Below are 19,969 nucleotides of genomic sequence, written 5' to 3' on the forward strand. Positions count from 1 at the left end.
AGGATGGGATGGAACCTTCAACAACTTACCTTTACCGGCAACAGATTACTGGTTTATCGTGTATTATACCGAAGAGAACCAAGATAAAGAGTTTAAATCCCATTTCGCTTTAAAAAGATAAATAATGAATTTTAAAAAATTATTGTTACTAAGTGTGCTTTTTGTATCACATTTGTCATTTTCGCAAGAAGGAATTGCAGTATATTCTGATTACCTGTCAGACAATTATTATTTGCTTCACCCATCCATGGCAGGAGCTTCAAGCTGTAATAAAGTTAGATTAACCGCCAGACAGCAATGGTTTGGGAACGACGATGCGCCGGCATTACAGACCTTGAGTTATAACGGAACCATCGGTGAGAGCGGAAAATCAGGAATCGGGATAATCCTTTTCAATGATAAGAACGGTTACCATTCTCAAAAAGGGGCAAAAATAACCTACGCGCACCACATCATGTTTTCCAGAAGTACGACTGATTTGAATCAATTGTCTTTCGGATTAAGCGCAGGACTGGTTCAGAACCAATTGGATGAAACAAGTTTCGACCTGAATGATTTTGATCCTATTATTGCCGGAATCCTTCAAAAAGCATCTTATATCAACGTGGATTTTGGAGCTTCTTATAACCTTCTTGATTTTTACACGCATGTAACGGTTAAGAATGCCCTTTTTCAAAGTAGGGACTTATATACGGATTACGAATCGGATAATTTAAGGAAATATTTGGTGAGCTTCGGATATGTTTTTGGTAATCCGAAGAAATTACTTTGGGAACCGTCTCTTTTATTCCAATTGACAGACAGAACCAAAGAAAAAGCACTTGATGTTAACATGAAAGCCTATAAAACTATGGATTTCGGGAAATTATGGGCCGGTTTGTCTTACAGAAGAAGTTTCGATGGGGCGCAGTACATTGACGGTGTGGCTTTGAAAGACCAGAAATTACAATACATTACGCCGATTTTAGGGGTTAATTATAAAAAGTTCATGTTTGCTTACACGTATTCAAATGTGATGGGAGACATCAAGTTCGATACGGGTGGTTTCCACCAGATCACACTTGGAATTGATTTCGGATGTAAAAAAGAGAGATACGATTGTAATTGCCCTGCGATTAACAATTAATTATAAAATTTGTCCCGATTCTTTCGGGACTATTTTTTTGATATATATATGGTTATTAAAGAAGTAAACGGGAAATTCCCGCAAATTCCTGAGGATTGTTTTGTTGCGGAAAATGCAACAATAGTTGGGGATGTTGTTTTTGGCGCCTCTTGCAGTGTTTGGTTCAATGCGGTAATTCGCGGAGACGTACATTTTATCAAAATAGGGAATAAGGTCAATATCCAGGATGGTGCTATAATCCATTGTACTTATCAGAAACATCCCACGATCATTGGGAATAATGTTTCCATAGGGCATAACGCAATTGTGCATGGCTGTACTGTGCACGATAATGTCCTGATAGGCATGGGCGCAATTGTTATGGATAACTGTGTAATTGAAAGCAATGCTATTGTGGCCGCCGGATCTGTGGTTACGCAAAACACGGTGGTTGAATCCGGGACGATATATGCCGGCATTCCAGCCAGGAAAGTCAAAGATATCAATGCCAGTGATTTTGCTGGGGAAATCGAGCGTATTTCGAATAATTACGTGATGTATTCCAGCTGGTTCAAGTAATATAGTTTGCCTTTAGCCCCGATAGAGCCGGTATCCCTTGTTGCAAACAAGGATTAAGGCGATAGCGGGAACATGGATGGCAGACAATGCCCGGACCTTTACGCTTCCGTTAAAACTCCTTTTCAAATACATTTTCCGAAAAGCCCAAAATACCCTTTAGGACTGCCGGATCGCTATTGGCGTAGAATATTTGGCTGCCTTTGGCTGTAGTATTGTTCAGTAAGTTATTTTTCTCTAAAACGGCTTTGGTTTGCCTGGCTACGGCTTCGCCTGAATCAATGATTTTAACATGCTCCGGGATGATTTTCTTAATGGCGGGAATCAGGTAAGGGTAATGGCTGCAACCCAGGACAAGATAGTCGATATTGGTGTCAATCATAGGTTGGAGGTAGCTTTTGAGCAAGGCGGTCATTTCTTCGGATTCGATCTGGCCGGCTTCTATAAGTTCCACAAGCCCGTGGCCCACCTGTTCTATTATTTTGGTAGTTTGGTAACTTTCCACCTGACGGTTGAATAATTCGCTATTAAGCGTTCCCTGTGTGGCCAAAATGCCTATGGTTTGTGTTTCGGATAAATGGGCGGCAGGTTTTATCGCAGGTTCTATCCCTATAAAAGGCACATCGTATTTAGCGCGGAGTTCCTTGATGGCATTTGTTGTTGCGGTATTGCAGGCCACAACTATGATTTTACAGTTTTGTTCCAAAAGGAAATCGACATTCTTGCAGGATAGATCAATTATTTCCTGTTTGGGACGTTTTCCGTAAGGGGCATTTTTGCTGTCAGCCAGGTATATGGTGTTTTCGTGTGGAAGTAATTGGTGGATTTCTTTCCAGATGGAGGTCCCCCCTACTCCGGAATCAAAAAGGCCTATTGGATTTGTGCTGCTCATAAAACAAATGTAAAAAAAAACTGTCTCGCTTTTTAGAACGAGACAGTTTTTAATTTATTTTGGAAAGATTAGAATTTTAATTCTTTCTTAACATCTTCCATTAAGTTTGGCCCGTCAGCAAGGATTAAACTAGCAGAATCAACCACATATTGGTATCCTTTCGCTTTTCCTACTTTGATGATCGCTGCTTTGGCTTTATCCATGATAGGCTTAACGATTTCCATTTCTTTATCCTGCAATTGTTTTTGAGCAGTATCCCTGAATTGTTGGATACGTTGTCCCATATCTTGCATTTCTTTAGCACGGGTTTCATTTACAGCTTCTGTTTGAGTAGAAGCTTCCCCTTCGTATTTTTTCATTTTCGTTTGGTATTCAGTAACCATGGTAGAATAATCAGCATCGAAAGTTTTGCTTAATTTTTCCAATTGTGCTTTCGCAGAAGTCATTTCAGGCATTTTAGCTAATAACTCATTTACATCGATATGTGCGGTTTTAGTTTGCGCATTCATTTGAGTTGCACCGAAAAATAGTACTGCTGCAATAAATAAATTTTTAATCTGTTTCATCGTTTTTGTATTAGTGTAATTTAATTTTAATTTTTGTTCTCGTTAATTTTTGTTTTTCTCTTCTTTCGCTTTCTTGGCAGCTTCTCTGTCAGCGGCTATTTTCTTCTTTCTTTCCTCGAGTGCTTTTTTGCGGTCCTCGAGTGCTTTTTTGTTATTTTCAATCGCTTTTAAGCGTGCTTCTTCTTTGCTTGCTTTGATAGAATCCAAGGCAGCTTTTTTATCTTCCGCTTTATTGAAGTTTTCCGCTGCTGTCTTATTCGCTGCCGAAGTTGTATCAGTGGCAACGGCAGTGCCGGATTTTTTCGCTTTTTGCTCTTCAATTAGTTTTTTGCGCCTTGCTTCGTAATCTTTCCTTTTTTGTTCTGCAGCCAGTCTTTTTTCTTCTATTGATTTTTCGCGGGCTGCTTTTTTCTCATCCAAAATCCTTTGCCTTTCGGCCAAAGCCGGATTGTCATCTATTTTGTTTTCCTTGTTTTCTTTTTCTTCCTGGGCCTTTAACTGCTTCCTGCTCATTTCCTCTCTTTTTTCAGATCGGGTGATGGTACGCACTACCTGGTCGCTGATGTCAAATTTTTTGGCAGAGAAAAGCATCGTCATATCTGAGGATTTGTCAAAGATAAAATCATAACCTTTGGCTTCCGCAATATCCTGGACAGCTGTGAAAACCTGGTCCTGTACCGGTTTGGTAATAGATGTTTTCTGGACGGAAAGGTCTCCATTAGGGCCGAACCGTTTTTGCTGGTAATCCAGTAATTCATTTTCAAGGAACTTGATTTCCGCTTCACGTTCGTCTATAAGCTCTTTGGTTAGCAAAGCTCTTTCAGACTTAAGGAGGTCTTTCATTTTGGTGATATCGTTTTTCTTAACTTCGATATCCTGTTTCCATTTTTGTGCTTTTTGTTCCAATTGCATGGAAGCTTCTTTATAATCCGGTACATTTTCAAGGATGTAATCCATATCGATATACCCGATTTTCACTCCAATTTTAGACTGAGCATTAGCTAAGGCAGATACAAAAACGATAAGCAATAAAAAACTTTTTCTCATAAGCTTGAAATATTAAGTTCAACTATCATGCCAAATATAGTTAAAATTGTTGACCTATTATAAAATGTGTTTCCCAACCATTTTTAGGGCCGTTCGGAGTAATAGAATCAAAACCATGTCCGAAATCAATTCCCAACAATCCGAATGCCGGCATAAAGATACGCAAACCAACACCTGCAGAACGTTTTAAGGCAAATGGGTTATATTCCTGGAAATCTTTATAGGCCGCTCCTGCTTCCACAAAAGTCAGGGCATAAATCGATGCCGCCTGCTTCAATGTTATTGGATAACGTAATTCCAGTGAGAATTTATTGTATACGGTAGCCCCAATTTGTTCTCCGGCTCTTGAACCTTCAGTAACGATAGGGGTTAAGGAGTTGTTCGGATAACCTCTTAATTGGATGGTTTCCCTTCCGTCCATGGAATAGTTTGCCAATCCGTCCCCGCCAAGATAGAATCTTTCGAAAGGAACAATACCTCTTTCGCTGTTGTAAGCGCCCATGAAACCGAATTCCCCTAAAGAACGCAAAACCAACTGATCCCAGATTTTAGTATACCATTCGGCTTTGAATTTGATTTTGTAATATTCCAGCCAGTTGAATTTCTTCTGGTCCACCTTGCTTTGGTCCGCATCGGCATCTTGGTAGTTGTCTACCTGCATGTAACCGGTCTGGTTGTTGTTATTCGTCCCGAAGGTAAGGTAATCTCCTTCCTGAGCGGTGTACCCGCTGTTGTTAGGAATTGGGGAAATACCTGAATTAGATGTAAATTTCCTTTTGTATTCCTGTTGGTTTGCTAAATTTCCGTAATCTACCCCATTGAATAAAGAGTATGGCAAAGTCATTTTCGCAGAAACGCTGAACTCTGATCCATACATTGGGAAAATAGGGTTTGTTCCTTTATTGTTTCGGCTCAAGCCAATAGTATAAGCTAAGTTTCGTGAAGTACCGTCTCCAAAAGTAAACAATCCCACGTTGTAATTGTTTAAGTCATAATGCTGGTAACTTACGGCATGTGAAAGCACGAAATAGTTGTCCGGAACCTGTAATCTTTTGGCAAGGCCGACAGAAGCCGTAAAAATATTGAAGCTTTTTGAACGGTCTACCTTATTGTTTATGTAATTGTTCGAATATTGTTTACTGTAGGATATCGAGCTTGAAAACTGTATAGGTTTTTTACCTCCGAACCATGGCTCTGAAAAAGAGAAACTATACGTCTGGAAATAAGTGCTTCCCTGCAAACGAAGCGATAATTTCTGGCCGTCACCCATCGGGAGCGGTTTGTAAGAATCTTTTTTGAAGATATTGGCAATGGAGAAATTGTTGAAAGACAATCCAAGGGTTCCGATGAAGCCTCCGCCTCCGTAACCTCCCTGAAGTTCTATCTGGCTGGCTCCTTTTTCAACCAAGTTGTATTTGATGTCTACGGTTCCGGCTGCCGGGTCTACGTTTTCGAAATCCGGTTTGATCGCTTCGGCATCAAAAAAGCCTAACTGACCAATTTCACGGATGGTTCTCACTAACGTCTCTTTACTGTACACATCTCCCGGTTTGGTATGAAGCTCCCTGTAAATTACCTTGTCGTTTGTTTTGTCGTTCCCAACTACGGAAATTTTATTGAAGTAAGCCAAAGGTCCTTCCGTTACACGGATTTCCATGTCGATAGTGTCGTTTACCGTAGAAACTTCAACAGGATTTATGCTCGAGAACAGGTAACCGTTGTTTTGGTATAAGTTCGTCAGGTCTTCACCGTCCGGTTTAGAATTGTCGGCAATTCTTTTCTGAAGCAAAACACCATTGTAGACATCTCCTTTTTTGATGCCCAGGATTTTGCCTAACAGCTGGTCGTTATAAACTGTATTTCCAAGGAATTTAATATCACCGAAATAGTATTTGTCACCTTCTTCGATATTTAATTTTATGACCAAAGCGTTTTTGTCTTTGTTGAAGGAAACCGAATCAGAAGTGACACGGGCATCACGGTAACCGTTTTCTTTGTATTTGTCTACAATGGAAACCAGATCTTCCTTGTATTTTTCCTTGATGTATTTTGAGGCTTTGAAAATGTGCAAAGGGCTTCTTTGCTTGGTGTTTTTCATGGCACGCCTTATTTTCCCATCGGTCATCTGGGTATTGCCTTCGATGATGATTTTCGCGATTTTGACTTTGTCTCCTTTGTCAACATTTACCACCATATTCACATGGTTGGGTTCTGTTGCATCTTCAGAAGTGATAATATTTACTTTCGTATTGAAATAACCGTCTTTTTTGTATTTGTTTTCGATGTAGTATTTGGTAGTCGTAATAAGGTTTTCGTTTACGATCTTTTCGGCGGTAAGCCCATTATCCTTGATAAGTGTCTCAACAGCTGATTTTTTAACGCCTACGAATTTAACTTCCTTAAGCTTAGGAAGTTCGTTGATGTTTAATTCCAATGAAATACTGTCTCCTTCAATGGCGTCCACGTAAAAATTCACGTCATTGAAAAGCCCTAATTTCCAAAGTTTTTTGATGGAATTACTGATTTCTTCACCCGGAACGGTAATTTTCTGGCCTTTTTCCAATCCGGCAAACGTTGTTACGGTTTGCTCGTTATAGCTGATTTTACCAGTTACGCTAACTTTTTTTAAGATGTAGATTTTGCCTTGGTCAAAGGGAAGGCGGTCTTGTGCGATACTCTGTATTGTACTACCTAAAAATAAAAATAACAGTACTAACTTAATACTGTTTGAGATGTTAAATAAATTATTTAATCTGTTCACTTGTTTTTCCAAATCTACGTTCTCTTTTTTGATAGCTAATAATGGCTTCATATAAATTTTCTTCACTAAAATCGGGCCACAAAACATCTATGAAATAAAATTCTGCGTAGGCAATCTGCCATAGGAGAAAATTACTGATGCGGTGTTCGCCACTGGTTCTTATCACTAAATCTACATCGGGTAAATTATGCGTGTAAAGATGATTATTTATTATGGATTCATCAATAGAATCGATTGAAATTATATTATTTTTAACTTTAGTTGTTATTTTTTTAACAGCATTTATGATTTCTTCCCTGGAACCGTAGCTTAAGGCCAGCGTAAGGGTCATGCGTGTGTTGTTTTTGGTCCTTTCTATTACCTCAGAAAGTTCTTTTTGAACCGATTTGGGAAGGCTTTCGAAATTCCCGATTGAATTTAGCCGGATGTTGTTTTTAATCAATGTTTCCAGTTCCTTTTTCAGGGAGTTGATGAGCAGTTTCATCAGCGTATCTACTTCTAATTTGGGCCTGTTCCAGTTTTCCGTTGAAAAAGCATAAAGCGTCAGGTTTTCAATACCCAACTTGGCGCAGGCTTCTACCGTTGTTTTTACGGATTTGGTCCCGTTTTCATGCCCGAAAGCACGCAACATGCCCTGCTGTTTCGCCCAACGGCCGTTCCCGTCCATGATGATGGCCAGGTGTCTGGGTAAATTATCGGTATTTATGGCAGAAAGTAAACTCATGGAAATTATTCTTTACAATAACAAGGTTTGTTGCCAAAAGTATAGGTTAAGGTCACACCGGTAAATACATACCAGTCGTTACTGTTGATATTACCAAATTTTAAACTGTCAAAGTTACCATTTTTAGGCAAACTTCCGTCAATATCATCTGTAAAAGTATACCTGGCGCCAGCTTCAAGCCCTAAAACGAAGTTGTCTGCGATTTTCATCTTCAACCCGCCGATGATAGGAAGTGCCAAATGGCCGCCTTTGCCTTCATTGTAATACTTGCCGCCGATTACGTATAATTTATCGGACGTAAAATAACTTAATCCCGTGTAAATGTATGGAGTGGAGAAAAATCCCGGTTCGTGCAGGTTGAAATCAAAAAAATTGAATTCGAAACCACCTGAAAATTCCGTGATGGTATTCCCGAAACCTAAAGCCCTTTCCTTTCTTGAAATCAAATCGGATTGGGAATCAAAAGCTTTTACTTTAGACATCATGGCCGAAAAACGCCACGAATACCGCGGATTCCTGTTCCATTTGTATAAAATTCCAAAAGCAGGCTGGTTGGGAGCTATATAATTGGTCTTACCTACATCTCCTATGAAATTACTTCCGCCGGCAAAAATACCAAACTCGTGAATTTGGGCATTAGCCATCTGAAACAGAAAGAATAAGGTTAAAATGTACGTTGTTTTTTTCATCAATTTTAAATAGGGTGCAAATATAATAATTCTGGCCACTTTACAAAGTGAAATATTACATCCGGGGTTAATTTATTTTTAAAACGGAAAATAAAGTATTGTAGTATTGGAGCGGGAAATTAATTCCGTTTGTCTTCTCCCCAAAGCAGTTTGTTGCGTAGTGTTTTTAAGAAGGTTTCTTCAGGGATTTCGACCATGTTGATTTTGTAGGGTGTTTTTTTGATGGTCAGTATGGCTTCATTTTTTATGGAAGCTGTCCTGGAATCTAACGAAACAAGGTAATTTTCTTCCCGTCCGGTTACTTTAAGCTTTATCGTGGTGTTGTCAGGGATGACCAATGGCCTCGCGTTCAGGTTATGCGGAGCGATGGGTGTCAGTACCAAACTATGGACATCAGGCGTCAGAATCGGGCCACCACAACTCATTGAATATCCGGTGGAGCCTGTCGGTGTGGAAATAATCAGCCCGTCCGCCCAATAAGAATTGAGGTATTCCCCGTTTAGATAGGTTTCAATGGTAATCATCGAAGTGGTATCTTTCCGGCTGACCGTTATTTCATTCATGGCAAAATTAAGTTCACTCAGGGAATCAACCTTTGGGGAACAGCTAACGCTTAACAAAGTACGTTTGGAGATCGTGTATTTTTTTTCGAGGACCAGTTGCATGAATGTTTCAATGTTGTTTTGCTGTACCGTGGCCAGAAAACCCAACCGCCCGGCATTAATCCCTAAAATGGGAATTCCGGAATTCCGGACTACCGTTGCCGCTCGCAAAAAAGTCCCGTCTCCGCCAACGCTGATCAGCATGTCAAAGCTTTTGTCCAGGTCCTTGTGGCTGCTGAATTTAGGGTAGGTGTCCTGTATCAACCCATTTTCAACCAAAATAGCGGAAAATTTTTCTTCCATTACCGTTTCAATGCCGTGTTCTTTCAAGAAAGAAAACAGGCGTTCGATGATTGGCGAAGTTGTATTTTGATAGAATTGTCCAAAAACAGCTACTTTCATACGCTATATGTTAAGGTATTTGTCCAGGTAATCGGAACGCTCCTGGAGTATTTTCAAATAACTGTCTTCCTGGTGCTCGGAGATAATTTCGTATTCGTACCTGCGGAAAGTCTGGATGATTTCATTCATTCCGCCCACGGCAATTTTTATGGTAATCTGCACGGTTTCATTGGTGATGTCGGAAATAAAAAGGCCTAATAGCCGCCCGTCGTTGCCTTCAATAATCTGCGAAATCTGGCTGAAGGAGTATTCATTCGTGTTTTTTTCGATAATAAGGATGTTTCCGGGCTCTTTCAAAAAAGGGGTTTCATTGAAAAAACGGATGATGTCGTCAATTTCGTAATAACCCAAATAACTATTGTTTTCGTCCAGGACCGGCAAAATATTCGATTGGTTGTGTGCGAATACTTCTAAAACATCAAGCCAGATGGCGTTGTTTTTTGTGAAAAAGCCTTCCAGGGTATATTTGTAATCGCTGATTTTTTTATCAAAATCAAAGGTTTCCACATCTTCACTTGATAAATTTCCAACAAATACACCTTCTTCCAGGACCGGGAAATGTGAAAACGGCACTTCTACGAAAAAATCCTGCACGGCGGCAACACTTTCCTGGACATCAAGCGGTTTGTAATCCTGATTGATATAATCTGATAAAATATTCATAAGCAAAAGGAGTAATTCACTGCAAAATAATTAAAAAATAAGATATTACCCTTATTTAAGTTCGTATTTTTGTGTTTTAGAAATACAAATTTAAGGTTATAATGACTCAAAACCATTGCAAGTTAAGTGTAAATATCAACAAGATTGCCACTTTGCGGAATTCCCGTGGCGGAAATGTCCCTGATTTATTGAAAGTTGCCGCAGATGTCCAGAAATTCGGGGCGCAGGGAATTACCATCCATCCGCGGCCAGATGAAAGGCATATCCGGTATCAGGATGCAAGGGATTTAAAATCGATCGTTTACACAGAATATAATATTGAAGGCAATCCGGAGAAGGATTTTGTAGACTTGGTGCTTGACGTAAAACCTACGCAAGTGACCCTGGTCCCGGATGCTGTAGATGCGCTGACGTCTAATGCGGGTTGGGATACTGTTGCGCACCAGGATTTTTTAAAAGAAGTGATCCAGGAATTCCATCGCAACGGTATCAGGACATCTATTTTTGTTGATCCGGTACTGGCTATGATCGAAGGAGCGAAAGCTACCGGCACCGACAGGATCGAATTGTATACCGAAGCGTTTGCCCACGAATATGGCTTGGGGAACAGGAACGGGATCTTGCCTTATACGGCTTCGGCGGTTTTGGCTAACGAACTTGGCTTGGGGATTAATGCCGGCCATGATTTGAGTTTGGATAATATCCAGTTTTTCAACCAGAATATCCCAAACCTGAAAGAAGTGTCCATCGGGCATGCGCTAATTTCCGAATCATTGTACCTCGGATTGGAAAACGTGGTCAACATGTATCTGCAAAAATTAAAATAATATGCTTTTTTCAAAAATAGAAGGGCAAGGCCAGCCGCTTTTGATTATTCACGGTTTTCTGGGGATGTCGGACAATTGGAAAACCTTGTCCATGCAATATGCCGCCCAGGGTTTTCAGGTACATGCAGTGGACTTGAGGAACCACGGGAAAAGTTTCCATTCGGACGAATTCAGTTACGGTATAATGGTTCAGGATGTTGTTGAATATTGCCAATTTCATCAATTGACGTCTGTTGATGTTATTGGGCATTCCATGGGAGGGAAAGTTGCGATGCTGCTGGCGACCACTTATCCGGAATTGGTCCGTAAACTGATTGTGGCCGATATAGGCCCCAAATATTATGCGCCGCACCATGATACGATCCTTGCATCACTCAACGCGGTTGATTTTTCTAAAAAGCCATCCCGAAGTGAAGCGGAAGAAATTGTTTCGGAGTATATCCATGATTTAGGGACTAGGCAGTTTTTGCTGAAGAATTTATACTGGGCAGCACCGGGGCAATTAGATTTTCGGTTCAATCTGAAAGTATTTAATGAAAAGAAAGAGGTGATAGGAGAGGCTTTGCCTTTTGAAAATCATTTTGATGCGCCTGTTTTGTTTTTGAGGGGCGATCGCTCGGATTATATTTTGGATTCCGATTTTGAAACGATCCTCCATCATTTCCCGAATGCGGAAATCGAGACGGTTTCAGGTGCCGGGCATTGGCTCCATGCCGAAAACCCCAAAGAATTTTTCGAAAAGACAATCTCTTTCCTAAAATAGATTTTGGATAAGGATTAAGATATAGCAAAATAAAAAAGCCCTTTTCATAGTGAAAAGGGCTTTTTTTGTTATGATGGCTAAATAAATTAGTCTCTTACAATTCTTATTGTTTGAACACCTCCGTTATTAGCAGTGGCTTTTAAGAAATATACTCCTGTGTTAAGAGAAGATAAATCTACTTCTACTTCATTGTTTAAAGCAGAAAACGCTTTTGTGAAAACTTGTTTCCCTAATACATCATAAACAGCTACGTTGCTTACAGTGTTTAAAGAAGAAGATAGTTTTACAAGACCGCTTGTTGGGTTTGGATATACGTTAAATTCAGAAGTAGTATTGAAATCAGCAACTCCTAAAGAAGTACCAGTGTATTTGTAAATCCCGCCAACAAAAGAACTTGTAGTAAATCCTCCTGCCCATCCGGTAGTCCCGTTTAGGAAAGAAACGCTGGTTCTTTGAGTTCCGGTATCAATTTGTGTCCAGGTTGTCCCATTGTCATAGCTCACTCCTGAATATTGTATTGTAGCCGGTCCTGTTCCTGTAGATCCTGTTCCTACCAATGTGTTTGTTCCAGGGATGTATGATACAGATCTGTAAGCTGCAGTGTAAGTAGCTCCAGCATCCCATGTAGTACCTCCGTTTGTGGTTTTCCACAATTTGTAAGTAGCGCCAGAATCAAGGGTTCCGATAATGATTCCGTTGTTATTGTTGCTGAAATAAGGCTTTCCATTGATAGCGGCACTTCCAAAATCGTTTAATCCAACCGGGCCGTTAAGTTTTGTCCAGGTAACACCCATGTCTGTTGTGCGGTATAATTTTCCTTTGTTTGTGGTAAACCATAATGTGTTTCCGGCAGCAACAACACCTCCATTGTATCCGTATTCGCCTGCAGCAGGATTTGGGATTGAGGCAGCGGCAGGGGCAGACCATGTAGCTCCTCCGTCTGTTGTTCTGTATACTTCAAATTCGGTTCCTGCAGGGTCACCCATTGTGATTCCGTTATTGGCATTGAAGAAATGAACCATATTGAACCATGAAGAACCGGCTGTAGTATAAGCTGTAGCATTTTGCTGTGTCCAGGTTACACCGCCATCCGTTGTTTTCCATACTCCTCCAAGGCCGTCTGCCTCGTCAAACGCTCCTGCCCATGCAGTTGTGGCGCTTACCGCAGAAATGTTCGTAATTCTCAATATAGGGTTTCCAACATCGATGGCTCCCGGTGTCCAGCTAGTACCACCATTAGTTGTCCGTGTAAACAATTGGTAGTTATCGCCGGCGGCTGAACCATCATAAGCTTTGGCCCATACTGTATTTGCGTCAATGATATCAATCTCATCCACTCCGGTACTGGCTGATGTAAAGCCAGTGGCCTGCTGTGTCCATTGTGAGTATATAGCTCCGTTAGCAGCCAGGAAAATTGATAAGAGTAAAAGTTTTTTCATAATTAGTTTTTTAAGGTTATTTCTACGAAAATAGAAAATATTTTAATTACTTTGCGTATTAACTGCCTACATTGATGAAAAATTAACTATTTTTTAAGTGTTTGGCTCAATTTGATTTTATGAAATTACTTCAAAGATTATTAATTACGATTGTTATTGTACTGGCATTGACCTATTTTATGGGTGGTGTGACCATGACCGCGGAGACTACATTGGGGGCCTTGAAAATTGCCCTGATCGTGTCTGTTGTGCTAGGATTGCTCAATACCTTCTTAAAGCCCATCCTGGTCTTTTTTACTTTTCCAGTGACTGTCTTCACCCTGGGTTTGTTCCTTTTGGTCATCAATGCGGCTATGGTGCTTTTGTGTGCCGAATTAGTAGACGGTTTTAATGTGGCTTCCTTTTGGACGGCATTACTGTTCAGCATCTTGCTTTCCATTTCACAATCAATATTATATCGATTAATCAAAGACTAAAAATAAAGCATTAGGATTCAGTAAAATAAAATTTGTTGGGTGGCGGAAATTATGTAATTTTGCCACCCAATTTTAGTATGTAAATAAAATATCAAAATGAATATTACAAAAACAAACATTGATGCATTAAATGCAGTAATAAAAGTAGAAGTTGCGAAGAAAGACTATTCAGATAATTTAGAAAAAATATTGGTAAACTACCGAAAAACTGCTACCGTTCCTGGATTCAGAAAAGGAGAAGTGCCAATGTCCTTAATCAAGAAACAATACGGTAAAGCCGTTTTGCTGGAAGAAGTGAACAAAACGTTGCAGGCCAATTTGAATAAATTCATTGCCGCTGAGAAACTGGATATTTTAGGGAACCCGCTGCCTAAACCGGCAGAAGAGTTCAATTGGGATGCCGAAGATTTTATTTTCGAATTCGAAATCGGGCTTGCGCCTCAGTTTGACGTAAACCTTGACGCTAAAAGCGACCTTACGTTATACAAAATCATCGCAGACGACAAAATGCTTGACGATCAGGTGAAACGCATCCAAAAGCAGTTCGGTAAAATGATCGCTAAAAACGAAGTAGAAGAAAATGACGATATCAGAGGTGTTTTCACCAATGAGGAAAAAGGGATCAATGCGCCGGCGCAAATTACTTTGGATATTTTCAAAGACAAAGCGGCCGCTAAAAAATTTATCGGTAAAAAAGTCGGGGATGTTGTTACGGTAGGGACTAAAGGCCTTTTTGACGATGACCACAAATTAATGGATTACCTTCAGGTAGGCCATGACGATGTACACGGTTTGGATATCAATGTTGATTTCAAGATCGAAGAAGTTACCACAAGCGAGCCTGCGGAATTGAACCAGGAATTGTTTGATAAATTATTCGGGGAAGGAAACGTTTCTTCTGTAGAAGAAGTGAAAGCCAAAATCAAGGAAGATGCTGAAAAACAATTTGAGCAGCAGGCAGACCAAAAATTCCTAAATGATGCCTCTTCTTTCCTAATCGAGAACAACCAGATCGAATTGCCTTCCGCTTTCCTTAAGAAATGGATCCAGACTGTTGGTGAGAGCCCGCTTTCTCCAGAACAGGCCGAAGTGGAATACGCAAGATCCGAAAACGGGTTGCGTTACCAACTAATCGAAGGGAAAATCATAGCAGACAACAAACTGCAGATTACCTTTGAGGACCTAAAAGCATATGCTTCGGATATCATCAAAAAACAAATGGCACAATTCGGGCAATTGAACCCAACCGCTGAAGAAGTGGAAGGAATCGTGGCAAGGGTTTTGTCTAACCAGGATGAAGTAAAAAGATTGTCAGAGCAGGTAATGAGCGAAAAAATGCTGAACCTGTTCAAGGAAAAAATCAAAGCAAAAACAAAAGAGGTAACATACCAAGATTTTGTTAAAGAAATGTACGGAGAATAAATCTTCCAAAAATTCCTTATATTTGAGCGTCAAATGATTACTTTGGCGCTTTTTTATTAGGAGTTATTCCCCGTTACCTGTTGCAATCTTTTGTTTTTTTAAAGGAAAAGAACAAAAGGATTTCCGCTGTAAACACCTGTGTTTACTGGACATAATCAAATTGCAGTTTTGTGAGGTAATCGGGACTAATTCATAATTTATAATTCAAACTCATAATTTATAAAAGATGAACTACGGTAAAGAATTTAAAAAATTTGCAACAAAAAAACACGGTGTGAACAGCATGTATTACGACAAGATCGTAAGCAGTATGACACCTTATATTATAGAAGAACGTCAGTTAAACATATCACAACTCGATGTATTCTCCCGTTTGATGATGGACAGGATCATCTTTCTGGGAACAGGAGTAGACGATCATGTGGCAAACATTATCCAGGCACAATTGTTATTCCTGGAAAGTGTTGACGCTTCAAAAGACATCCAGATTTATATCAATTCTCCGGGCGGTAGCGTGTATGCCGGCTTGGGGATTTACGATACAATGCAGTATATCAAACCGGACGTAGCGACGATTTGTACCGGAATGGCAGCTTCCATGGGTGCTGTTTTATTATGTGCCGGTGCCGATGGGAAACGTTCCGCACTGCCACATTCAAGGGTAATGATCCACCAGCCGTCGGGAGGAGCACAAGGTGTTGCAACCGATATGGAGATCAACCTGAAAGAAATGCTGAAACTGAAAGATGAATTATACCAGATCATCGCCAAACATTCAAAACAGCCTTTCGACAAAGTATTCAGGGACAGTGAGCGCGATTATTGGATGATTGCCGACGAAGCCAAGGAATATGGAATGATTGATGAAGTTTTAAGAAGATAATTTTACAGATGGGTGTCAGGGGAGAGAGAAATCAGGCCCTGAAATCGGAAAGCGAGAAAAGATGGCAAAAGAAATATTAGAATGTTCTTTCTGCGGAAGGAAAAAACCCGAAACCAATTTACTGATTGCAGGAATCAATTCGCATATTTGCGATAAATGTATTGAGCAGGCGCACGGCATTGTCCTGGAAGAGCTCAAAGCCAGCGGCGGTGTCCGTCAGGTTTCTGATTTGGTACTGCAAAAACCCAAACAGATCAGGGCTTTTCTGGATCAATATGTAATTGGCCAGGACCAAACCAAAAAAGTCATGTCGGTTGCGGTGTACAATCATTACAAACGATTGATGCAGTTGCAGCAGGATGATGAAGTGGAAATCGAAAAAAGCAACATCATTATGGTCGGGCAAACCGGAACGGGGAAAACCCTGGTTGCCAAAACTATTGCCAAGATGCTTGATGTGCCTTTAGCGATTGTCGATGCGACGGTTTTGACTGAAGCGGGTTATGTGGGAGAAGACGTGGAGAGTATTTTGACGCGTTTGTTGCAAGCTGCCGATTATGATGTGACCAAAGCGGAGAGAGGTATTGTTTTTATTGATGAAATAGACAAAATCGCCCGTAAGAGCGACAATCCATCCATTACCCGTGATGTTTCGGGTGAAGGTGTCCAGCAAGCTTTGCTTAAATTGCTTGAAGGAACAGTTGTGAATGTACCGCCAAAAGGAGGAAGGAAACATCCGGACCAGAAGTTCGTTGAAGTAAACACCCAGGATATCCTGTTTATAGCAGGTGGTGCCTTTGACGGGATAGAGCGTATTATCTCTAAGCGATTGAACCGTCAGGCTGTTGGGTACAGTACTTCGAAAAACGCTGAAAATATAGACAAAGACAATTTATTGCAGTACATCATCCCGAAAGACATTAAAGATTTTGGCCTGATCCCGGAAATTATCGGGCGTCTGCCGGTGCTGACACACATGGATCCTTTAGACAGGGATACGTTGCGTTCTATTTTGACAGAGCCTAAAAATGCGCTGATCAAACAGTACAAAAAACTATTTTTAATGGATGAGGTCGATTTTTCAATTACCGGAGAAGCCCTCAATTATATTGTGGACAAAGCTTTGGAATACAAATTGGGAGCCCGAGGATTGCGTTCCTTATGCGAAGCCATCCTGACCGATGCCATGTACGATTTGCCAAGTTCCGAAGACAAAGAACTGCACATAGACAAACATTATGTAGAAGAAGCCTTGACCAAAAACCTGCTCAAGCGTCTCGAAATCGCTTCATAGGTGTAGGCCCGAATATAAAAAAGCCCTGTCTGATCTGATCAACAGGGCTTTTTCTATGGGTAACTTTAGCGCCTTCAATACAAAGGATATAAAAAAAATCCTGATAACTGTATCAGGATTTTTTCATCAACATGAATTAATAATATAAGCTTTGTAAAGTATGTGTCGGATTTCCACTAAAACCCTCAAGGATTTTTAATGATAACGCAGATTCGGGTTTTATATTGGCCTTTCAGCATCAAATAAAAGGCTTTGAAAATGATTCTGCTTTATAATCCTAACGCACCTTTTTGAGTTTTGTCTGGCGTAAAAGTATTGTAATCAAATAATTATGGGTTTATTTTGCGGATGAACTACTGAAATACTCGATAAAGTGCATGATTTGTTTCTAAAATAGAAAAGGAAACTGAGCAAAGAGCCCGGAATGTCTTTTAGGCTTTCTGCAAAAGCAATAACTGCTCCAAATAATCACGGGTATTCGACAGGCGTGGGATTTTGTGCTGCCCTCCTAATTTGTCCTGGTTTTTTAACCAATCGTAAAACAAATTCTCCCGTGCCACATTGATGGTCAGCGGGTTTAAAGTCATATTGTTATAGCGTTTGGCTTCGTAATCAGAATTCAAGGATTGGATGTTCTGGTCTAATAAAGTCTTGAATTCTTCTATGTTTTCAGGATGTTTCCGAAATTCGATCATCCATTCGTGGGCGCCTTTTTCTTTTCCGGTCATAAAAACCGGGGCAACCGTATAATCGATGACTTCAGTGCCGGTCAACCTGCAGGTTTTTGACAGGGCAAGATCGGTATTCTCGACCATCAATTCTTCTCCAAAAACATTAATATGGTGCTTGGTCCTTCCGGTAACCCTTATCCTGTATGGGTTTAGTGATGTAAAACGCACGGTGTCGCCAATCAGGTAACGCCAAAGCCCGGCATTGGTCGTAATGACAACGGCGTAGTTTTTATTCAATTCCACTTCCGCAAGACGGACCGCTTTTTCATTGGGCGTGCCAAAAACATCCATCGGAATAAATTCATAGAAAATGCCGTAATCGAGCATCAGCAATAAATCATTGGAATGGTTCAGGTCCTGGATGGCAAAAAAACCTTCCGAAGCATTGTAGATTTCGTAATATTTAAAATCATTTTTGGGCAGGATCTTTTTGTATTGGTCCCGGTACGGATTGAAGCTTACGCCTCCATGGAAATACACTTCCAGGTTGGGCCAGATGTCAAACAGGTTGTCTTTCCCGGTTTCCTCCAGCAGTTTGTTAAGGAGCACCATCATCCAGGAAGGCACGCCTGCAAAACTGGTTACGTTTTCTATCCGGGTTTCGTTTACAATGGCCAAAAGCTTGGTTTCCCATTCGCTCATCAGGGATGTTTTGTTGCTTGGTGTACTACTGAATTCTGCCCAAAAAGGCATATTGTCTATCAAAATCGCAGATAAATCGCCAAAAAAAGTATTGTTGTCTTCATACAATTGCTTGCTTCCGCCCAAACGCAGGCTTTTTCCGGTAAACAATTGCGAATTCTCATTATTGTTCAGGTACAGGCAAAGTAAATCCTTACTTCCTTTATAATGGCAGTTTTCAAGTGCTTCATTGCTTACAGGGATAAATTTGCTTTTGGCATTGGTCGTCCCGCTAGATTTGGCAAACCATTTGATGGGTTCGTTCCAGAAAACCTGCTGTTCCCCTTTGCGGGTCCTTTCAATAAACGGTTCCAAGTCTTCGTAAGTGGAAATCGGCACGCGTTCCTGGAAAAGGTGGTATGATTTTATGGATTCGAAATCGTATTGCTTTCCAATTATCGTATTTTCAGATGATTTGATAAGGGTCATCAGCAATTCTTCCTGTACTTCATTAGGGTATTTTAAAAACAGCTCAATCTGATGGATGCGCTGTTTCAAAACCCATGAAGCGATAGAATTTATAATTGGTAAAGGCATTTTTAATTTAGGATTTATAACTTTACCAAAAATAATATAATTTTTCAAGAATCCTAAATTCCTTAATCCTAATTCAAGAATGACATACGAAGGCGTGCTTACCAAAATGCAAACAGAAAACGGGAACCCAATCCAGTATTACCTGGTTTTTGAGCATAGTTTTTTAAATATGAACCAATTGCTGGGGAAGAAGTTCGAGATTGTTTTCCAGGGGTACCAATGTTTGAACTGCAATAAGAAAAAAAAGATTTTCCGTCAGGGGTTTTGTTACGATTGTTTTATGAGCAGTGCTGCTGTCGGGGATTGGATCATGAACCCGGAATTAAGCACGGCGCACCTGGATATCGAAGACCGTGACCTGGAATATGAAAAACGCGTACAATTGCAGCCGCATATCGTATACCTGGCTTTGTCCAGTGAAATAAAAGTTGGGGTAACCAGGAAAACGCAAGTGCCCACCCGCTGGATCGATCAAGGCGCCGTAAAAGCCATTCCTATTGTTGAGGTACCGAACCGTTATCTGGCCGGAATTACCGAAGTTGCCCTTAAAAATCATTTTGCCGATAAAACCAACTGGCAGAAAATGCTTAAAAACGAAGTGCCCGAGGAAGACATCGTCAAAGTGCGCCAAAGTTTAAAAGACCTGATTCCTGAAGCTGTCCATGAATTTTATGACCTGGATAAAAACGACCTATTCGAACTGCAATACCCCGTGCTGCAATACCCTAAAAAAGTCAGTAGCCTCAATTTGGATAAATCACCGGATTATACCGGGAAACTGATGGGCATAAAAGGCCAATACCTGATTTTTGAAGACGGTACTGTTTTCAATATCAGGACGTTTGAAGGCTATGTGGTGAAAATCTCTTTACTGTAAAATCCATAAAAA

At 40.4% G+C, this 19,969-nt stretch carries 20 protein-coding genes; 10 read left to right on the forward strand and 10 right to left on the reverse strand.

Annotation, left to right across the window (positions count from 1 at the left end):
• From E4635_RS15925 to E4635_RS11470, 3 genes are all read left to right on the forward strand, one after another.
• Nucleotides 1–121 (forward strand): T9SS type B sorting domain-containing protein (locus E4635_RS15925; RefSeq protein ID WP_135526838.1); only part of this gene is annotated, 121 nt, incomplete at its 5' end.
• 3 nt (nucleotides 122–124) lie between these two features.
• Nucleotides 125–1,126 carry a PorP/SprF family type IX secretion system membrane protein gene (locus tag E4635_RS11465; RefSeq protein ID WP_135526839.1) on the forward strand — a complete coding sequence of 334 codons (1,002 nt, stop codon included), beginning with the start codon at nucleotides 125–127 and terminating at the stop codon, nucleotides 1,124–1,126.
• 48 nt (nucleotides 1,127–1,174) lie between these two features.
• Nucleotides 1,175–1,684: a gamma carbonic anhydrase family protein gene (locus E4635_RS11470; RefSeq protein ID WP_135526840.1), complete on the forward strand. Its 510-nt coding sequence runs from the start codon at nucleotides 1,175–1,177 to the stop codon at nucleotides 1,682–1,684.
• A 109-nt stretch (nucleotides 1,685–1,793) separates the two neighbouring features.
• Here the strand turns inward: E4635_RS11470 and murI are convergent, their stop codons facing one another.
• From murI to E4635_RS11510, 8 genes are all read right to left on the reverse strand, one after another.
• Entirely contained in the window at nucleotides 1,794–2,573 is a 780-nt protein-coding gene (gene murI / locus E4635_RS11475; RefSeq protein WP_135526841.1) for a glutamate racemase, read from the reverse strand.
• Between the two features lie 68 nt (nucleotides 2,574–2,641).
• On the reverse strand, nucleotides 2,642–3,139 hold the full coding sequence (locus E4635_RS11480) for an OmpH family outer membrane protein (RefSeq protein ID WP_135526842.1): 498 nt from the start codon (nucleotides 3,137–3,139) through the stop codon (nucleotides 2,642–2,644).
• 42 nt (nucleotides 3,140–3,181) lie between these two features.
• The gene (locus E4635_RS11485; RefSeq protein WP_135526843.1) at nucleotides 3,182–4,186 is read right to left on the reverse strand and encodes an OmpH family outer membrane protein; all 1,005 of its coding nucleotides are present in this window, start codon (nucleotides 4,184–4,186) and stop codon (nucleotides 3,182–3,184) included.
• Between the two features lie 40 nt (nucleotides 4,187–4,226).
• On the reverse strand, nucleotides 4,227–6,998 hold the full coding sequence (locus tag E4635_RS11490; RefSeq protein ID WP_135526844.1) for a BamA/OMP85 family outer membrane protein: 2,772 nt from the start codon (nucleotides 6,996–6,998) through the stop codon (nucleotides 4,227–4,229).
• On the reverse strand, nucleotides 6,931–7,671 hold the full coding sequence (locus E4635_RS11495) for an isoprenyl transferase (protein WP_135526845.1): 741 nt from the start codon (nucleotides 7,669–7,671) through the stop codon (nucleotides 6,931–6,933). Before E4635_RS11495 ends, E4635_RS11490 begins: the two co-directional genes overlap by 68 nt.
• A 5-nt stretch (nucleotides 7,672–7,676) precedes the next feature.
• On the reverse strand, nucleotides 7,677–8,360 hold the full coding sequence (porG, locus tag E4635_RS11500; RefSeq protein WP_135526846.1) for a type IX secretion system protein PorG: 684 nt from the start codon (nucleotides 8,358–8,360) through the stop codon (nucleotides 7,677–7,679).
• Between the two features lie 119 nt (nucleotides 8,361–8,479).
• Nucleotides 8,480–9,364 (reverse strand): NAD kinase, encoded by an 885-nt coding sequence (locus E4635_RS11505; protein WP_135526847.1) that lies wholly within the window; start codon nucleotides 9,362–9,364, stop codon nucleotides 8,480–8,482.
• A gap of 3 nt (nucleotides 9,365–9,367) precedes the next feature.
• The gene (locus E4635_RS11510; RefSeq protein WP_135526848.1) at nucleotides 9,368–10,027 is read right to left on the reverse strand and encodes a CBS domain-containing protein; all 660 of its coding nucleotides are present in this window, start codon (nucleotides 10,025–10,027) and stop codon (nucleotides 9,368–9,370) included.
• A gap of 101 nt (nucleotides 10,028–10,128) precedes the next feature.
• Here E4635_RS11510 and E4635_RS11515 point away from each other — a divergent pair, with 101 nt between their 5' ends.
• Both E4635_RS11515 and E4635_RS11520 read left to right on the forward strand, forming a co-directional pair.
• Nucleotides 10,129–10,854, forward strand: a complete 726-nt coding sequence (locus tag E4635_RS11515) for a pyridoxine 5'-phosphate synthase (protein ID WP_135526849.1) — start codon at nucleotides 10,129–10,131, stop codon at nucleotides 10,852–10,854.
• A gap of 1 nt (nucleotide 10,855) precedes the next feature.
• The gene (locus E4635_RS11520; RefSeq protein ID WP_135526850.1) at nucleotides 10,856–11,617 is read left to right on the forward strand and encodes an alpha/beta fold hydrolase; all 762 of its coding nucleotides are present in this window, start codon (nucleotides 10,856–10,858) and stop codon (nucleotides 11,615–11,617) included.
• A gap of 86 nt (nucleotides 11,618–11,703) precedes the next feature.
• Here E4635_RS11520 and E4635_RS11525 read toward each other — a convergent pair whose 3' ends face one another.
• Nucleotides 11,704–13,056, reverse strand: a complete 1,353-nt coding sequence (locus tag E4635_RS11525; RefSeq protein ID WP_135526851.1) for a T9SS type A sorting domain-containing protein — start codon at nucleotides 13,054–13,056, stop codon at nucleotides 11,704–11,706.
• A 119-nt stretch (nucleotides 13,057–13,175) separates the two neighbouring features.
• Between E4635_RS11525 and E4635_RS11530 the strand changes: the two genes are divergently transcribed.
• The 4 genes from E4635_RS11530 (at nucleotide 13,176) to clpX (ending at nucleotide 17,131) form a co-directional block, all read left to right on the forward strand.
• A complete protein-coding gene (locus E4635_RS11530) occupies nucleotides 13,176–13,532 on the forward strand; it encodes a phage holin family protein (RefSeq protein WP_135526852.1) in 357 nt (118 codons plus the stop codon).
• Nucleotides 13,533–13,628: 96 nt separating this feature from the next.
• A complete protein-coding gene (tig, locus tag E4635_RS11535; RefSeq protein WP_135526853.1) occupies nucleotides 13,629–14,954 on the forward strand; it encodes a trigger factor in 1,326 nt (441 codons plus the stop codon).
• 226 nt (nucleotides 14,955–15,180) lie between these two features.
• Nucleotides 15,181–15,837 carry an ATP-dependent Clp endopeptidase proteolytic subunit ClpP gene (clpP, locus tag E4635_RS11540; protein WP_135526854.1) on the forward strand — a complete coding sequence of 219 codons (657 nt, stop codon included), beginning with the start codon at nucleotides 15,181–15,183 and terminating at the stop codon, nucleotides 15,835–15,837.
• A gap of 61 nt (nucleotides 15,838–15,898) precedes the next feature.
• A complete protein-coding gene (gene clpX / locus E4635_RS11545) occupies nucleotides 15,899–17,131 on the forward strand; it encodes an ATP-dependent Clp protease ATP-binding subunit ClpX (RefSeq protein WP_135526855.1) in 1,233 nt (410 codons plus the stop codon).
• A gap of 431 nt (nucleotides 17,132–17,562) precedes the next feature.
• Here clpX and E4635_RS11550 read toward each other — a convergent pair whose 3' ends face one another.
• Nucleotides 17,563–19,080, reverse strand: a complete 1,518-nt coding sequence (locus E4635_RS11550) for a GH3 auxin-responsive promoter family protein (RefSeq protein WP_135526856.1) — start codon at nucleotides 19,078–19,080, stop codon at nucleotides 17,563–17,565.
• A 79-nt stretch (nucleotides 19,081–19,159) separates the two neighbouring features.
• Between E4635_RS11550 and E4635_RS11555 the strand changes: the two genes are divergently transcribed.
• Nucleotides 19,160–19,957 carry a DUF2797 domain-containing protein gene (locus E4635_RS11555; protein WP_135526857.1) on the forward strand — a complete coding sequence of 266 codons (798 nt, stop codon included), beginning with the start codon at nucleotides 19,160–19,162 and terminating at the stop codon, nucleotides 19,955–19,957.
• The last annotated feature ends 12 nt before the right edge of the window (nucleotides 19,958–19,969 follow it).

This window comes from Flavobacterium humi (genome assembly GCF_004745595.1).
Taxonomy (GTDB): Bacteria; Bacteroidota; Bacteroidia; order Flavobacteriales; family Flavobacteriaceae; genus Flavobacterium; species Flavobacterium humi.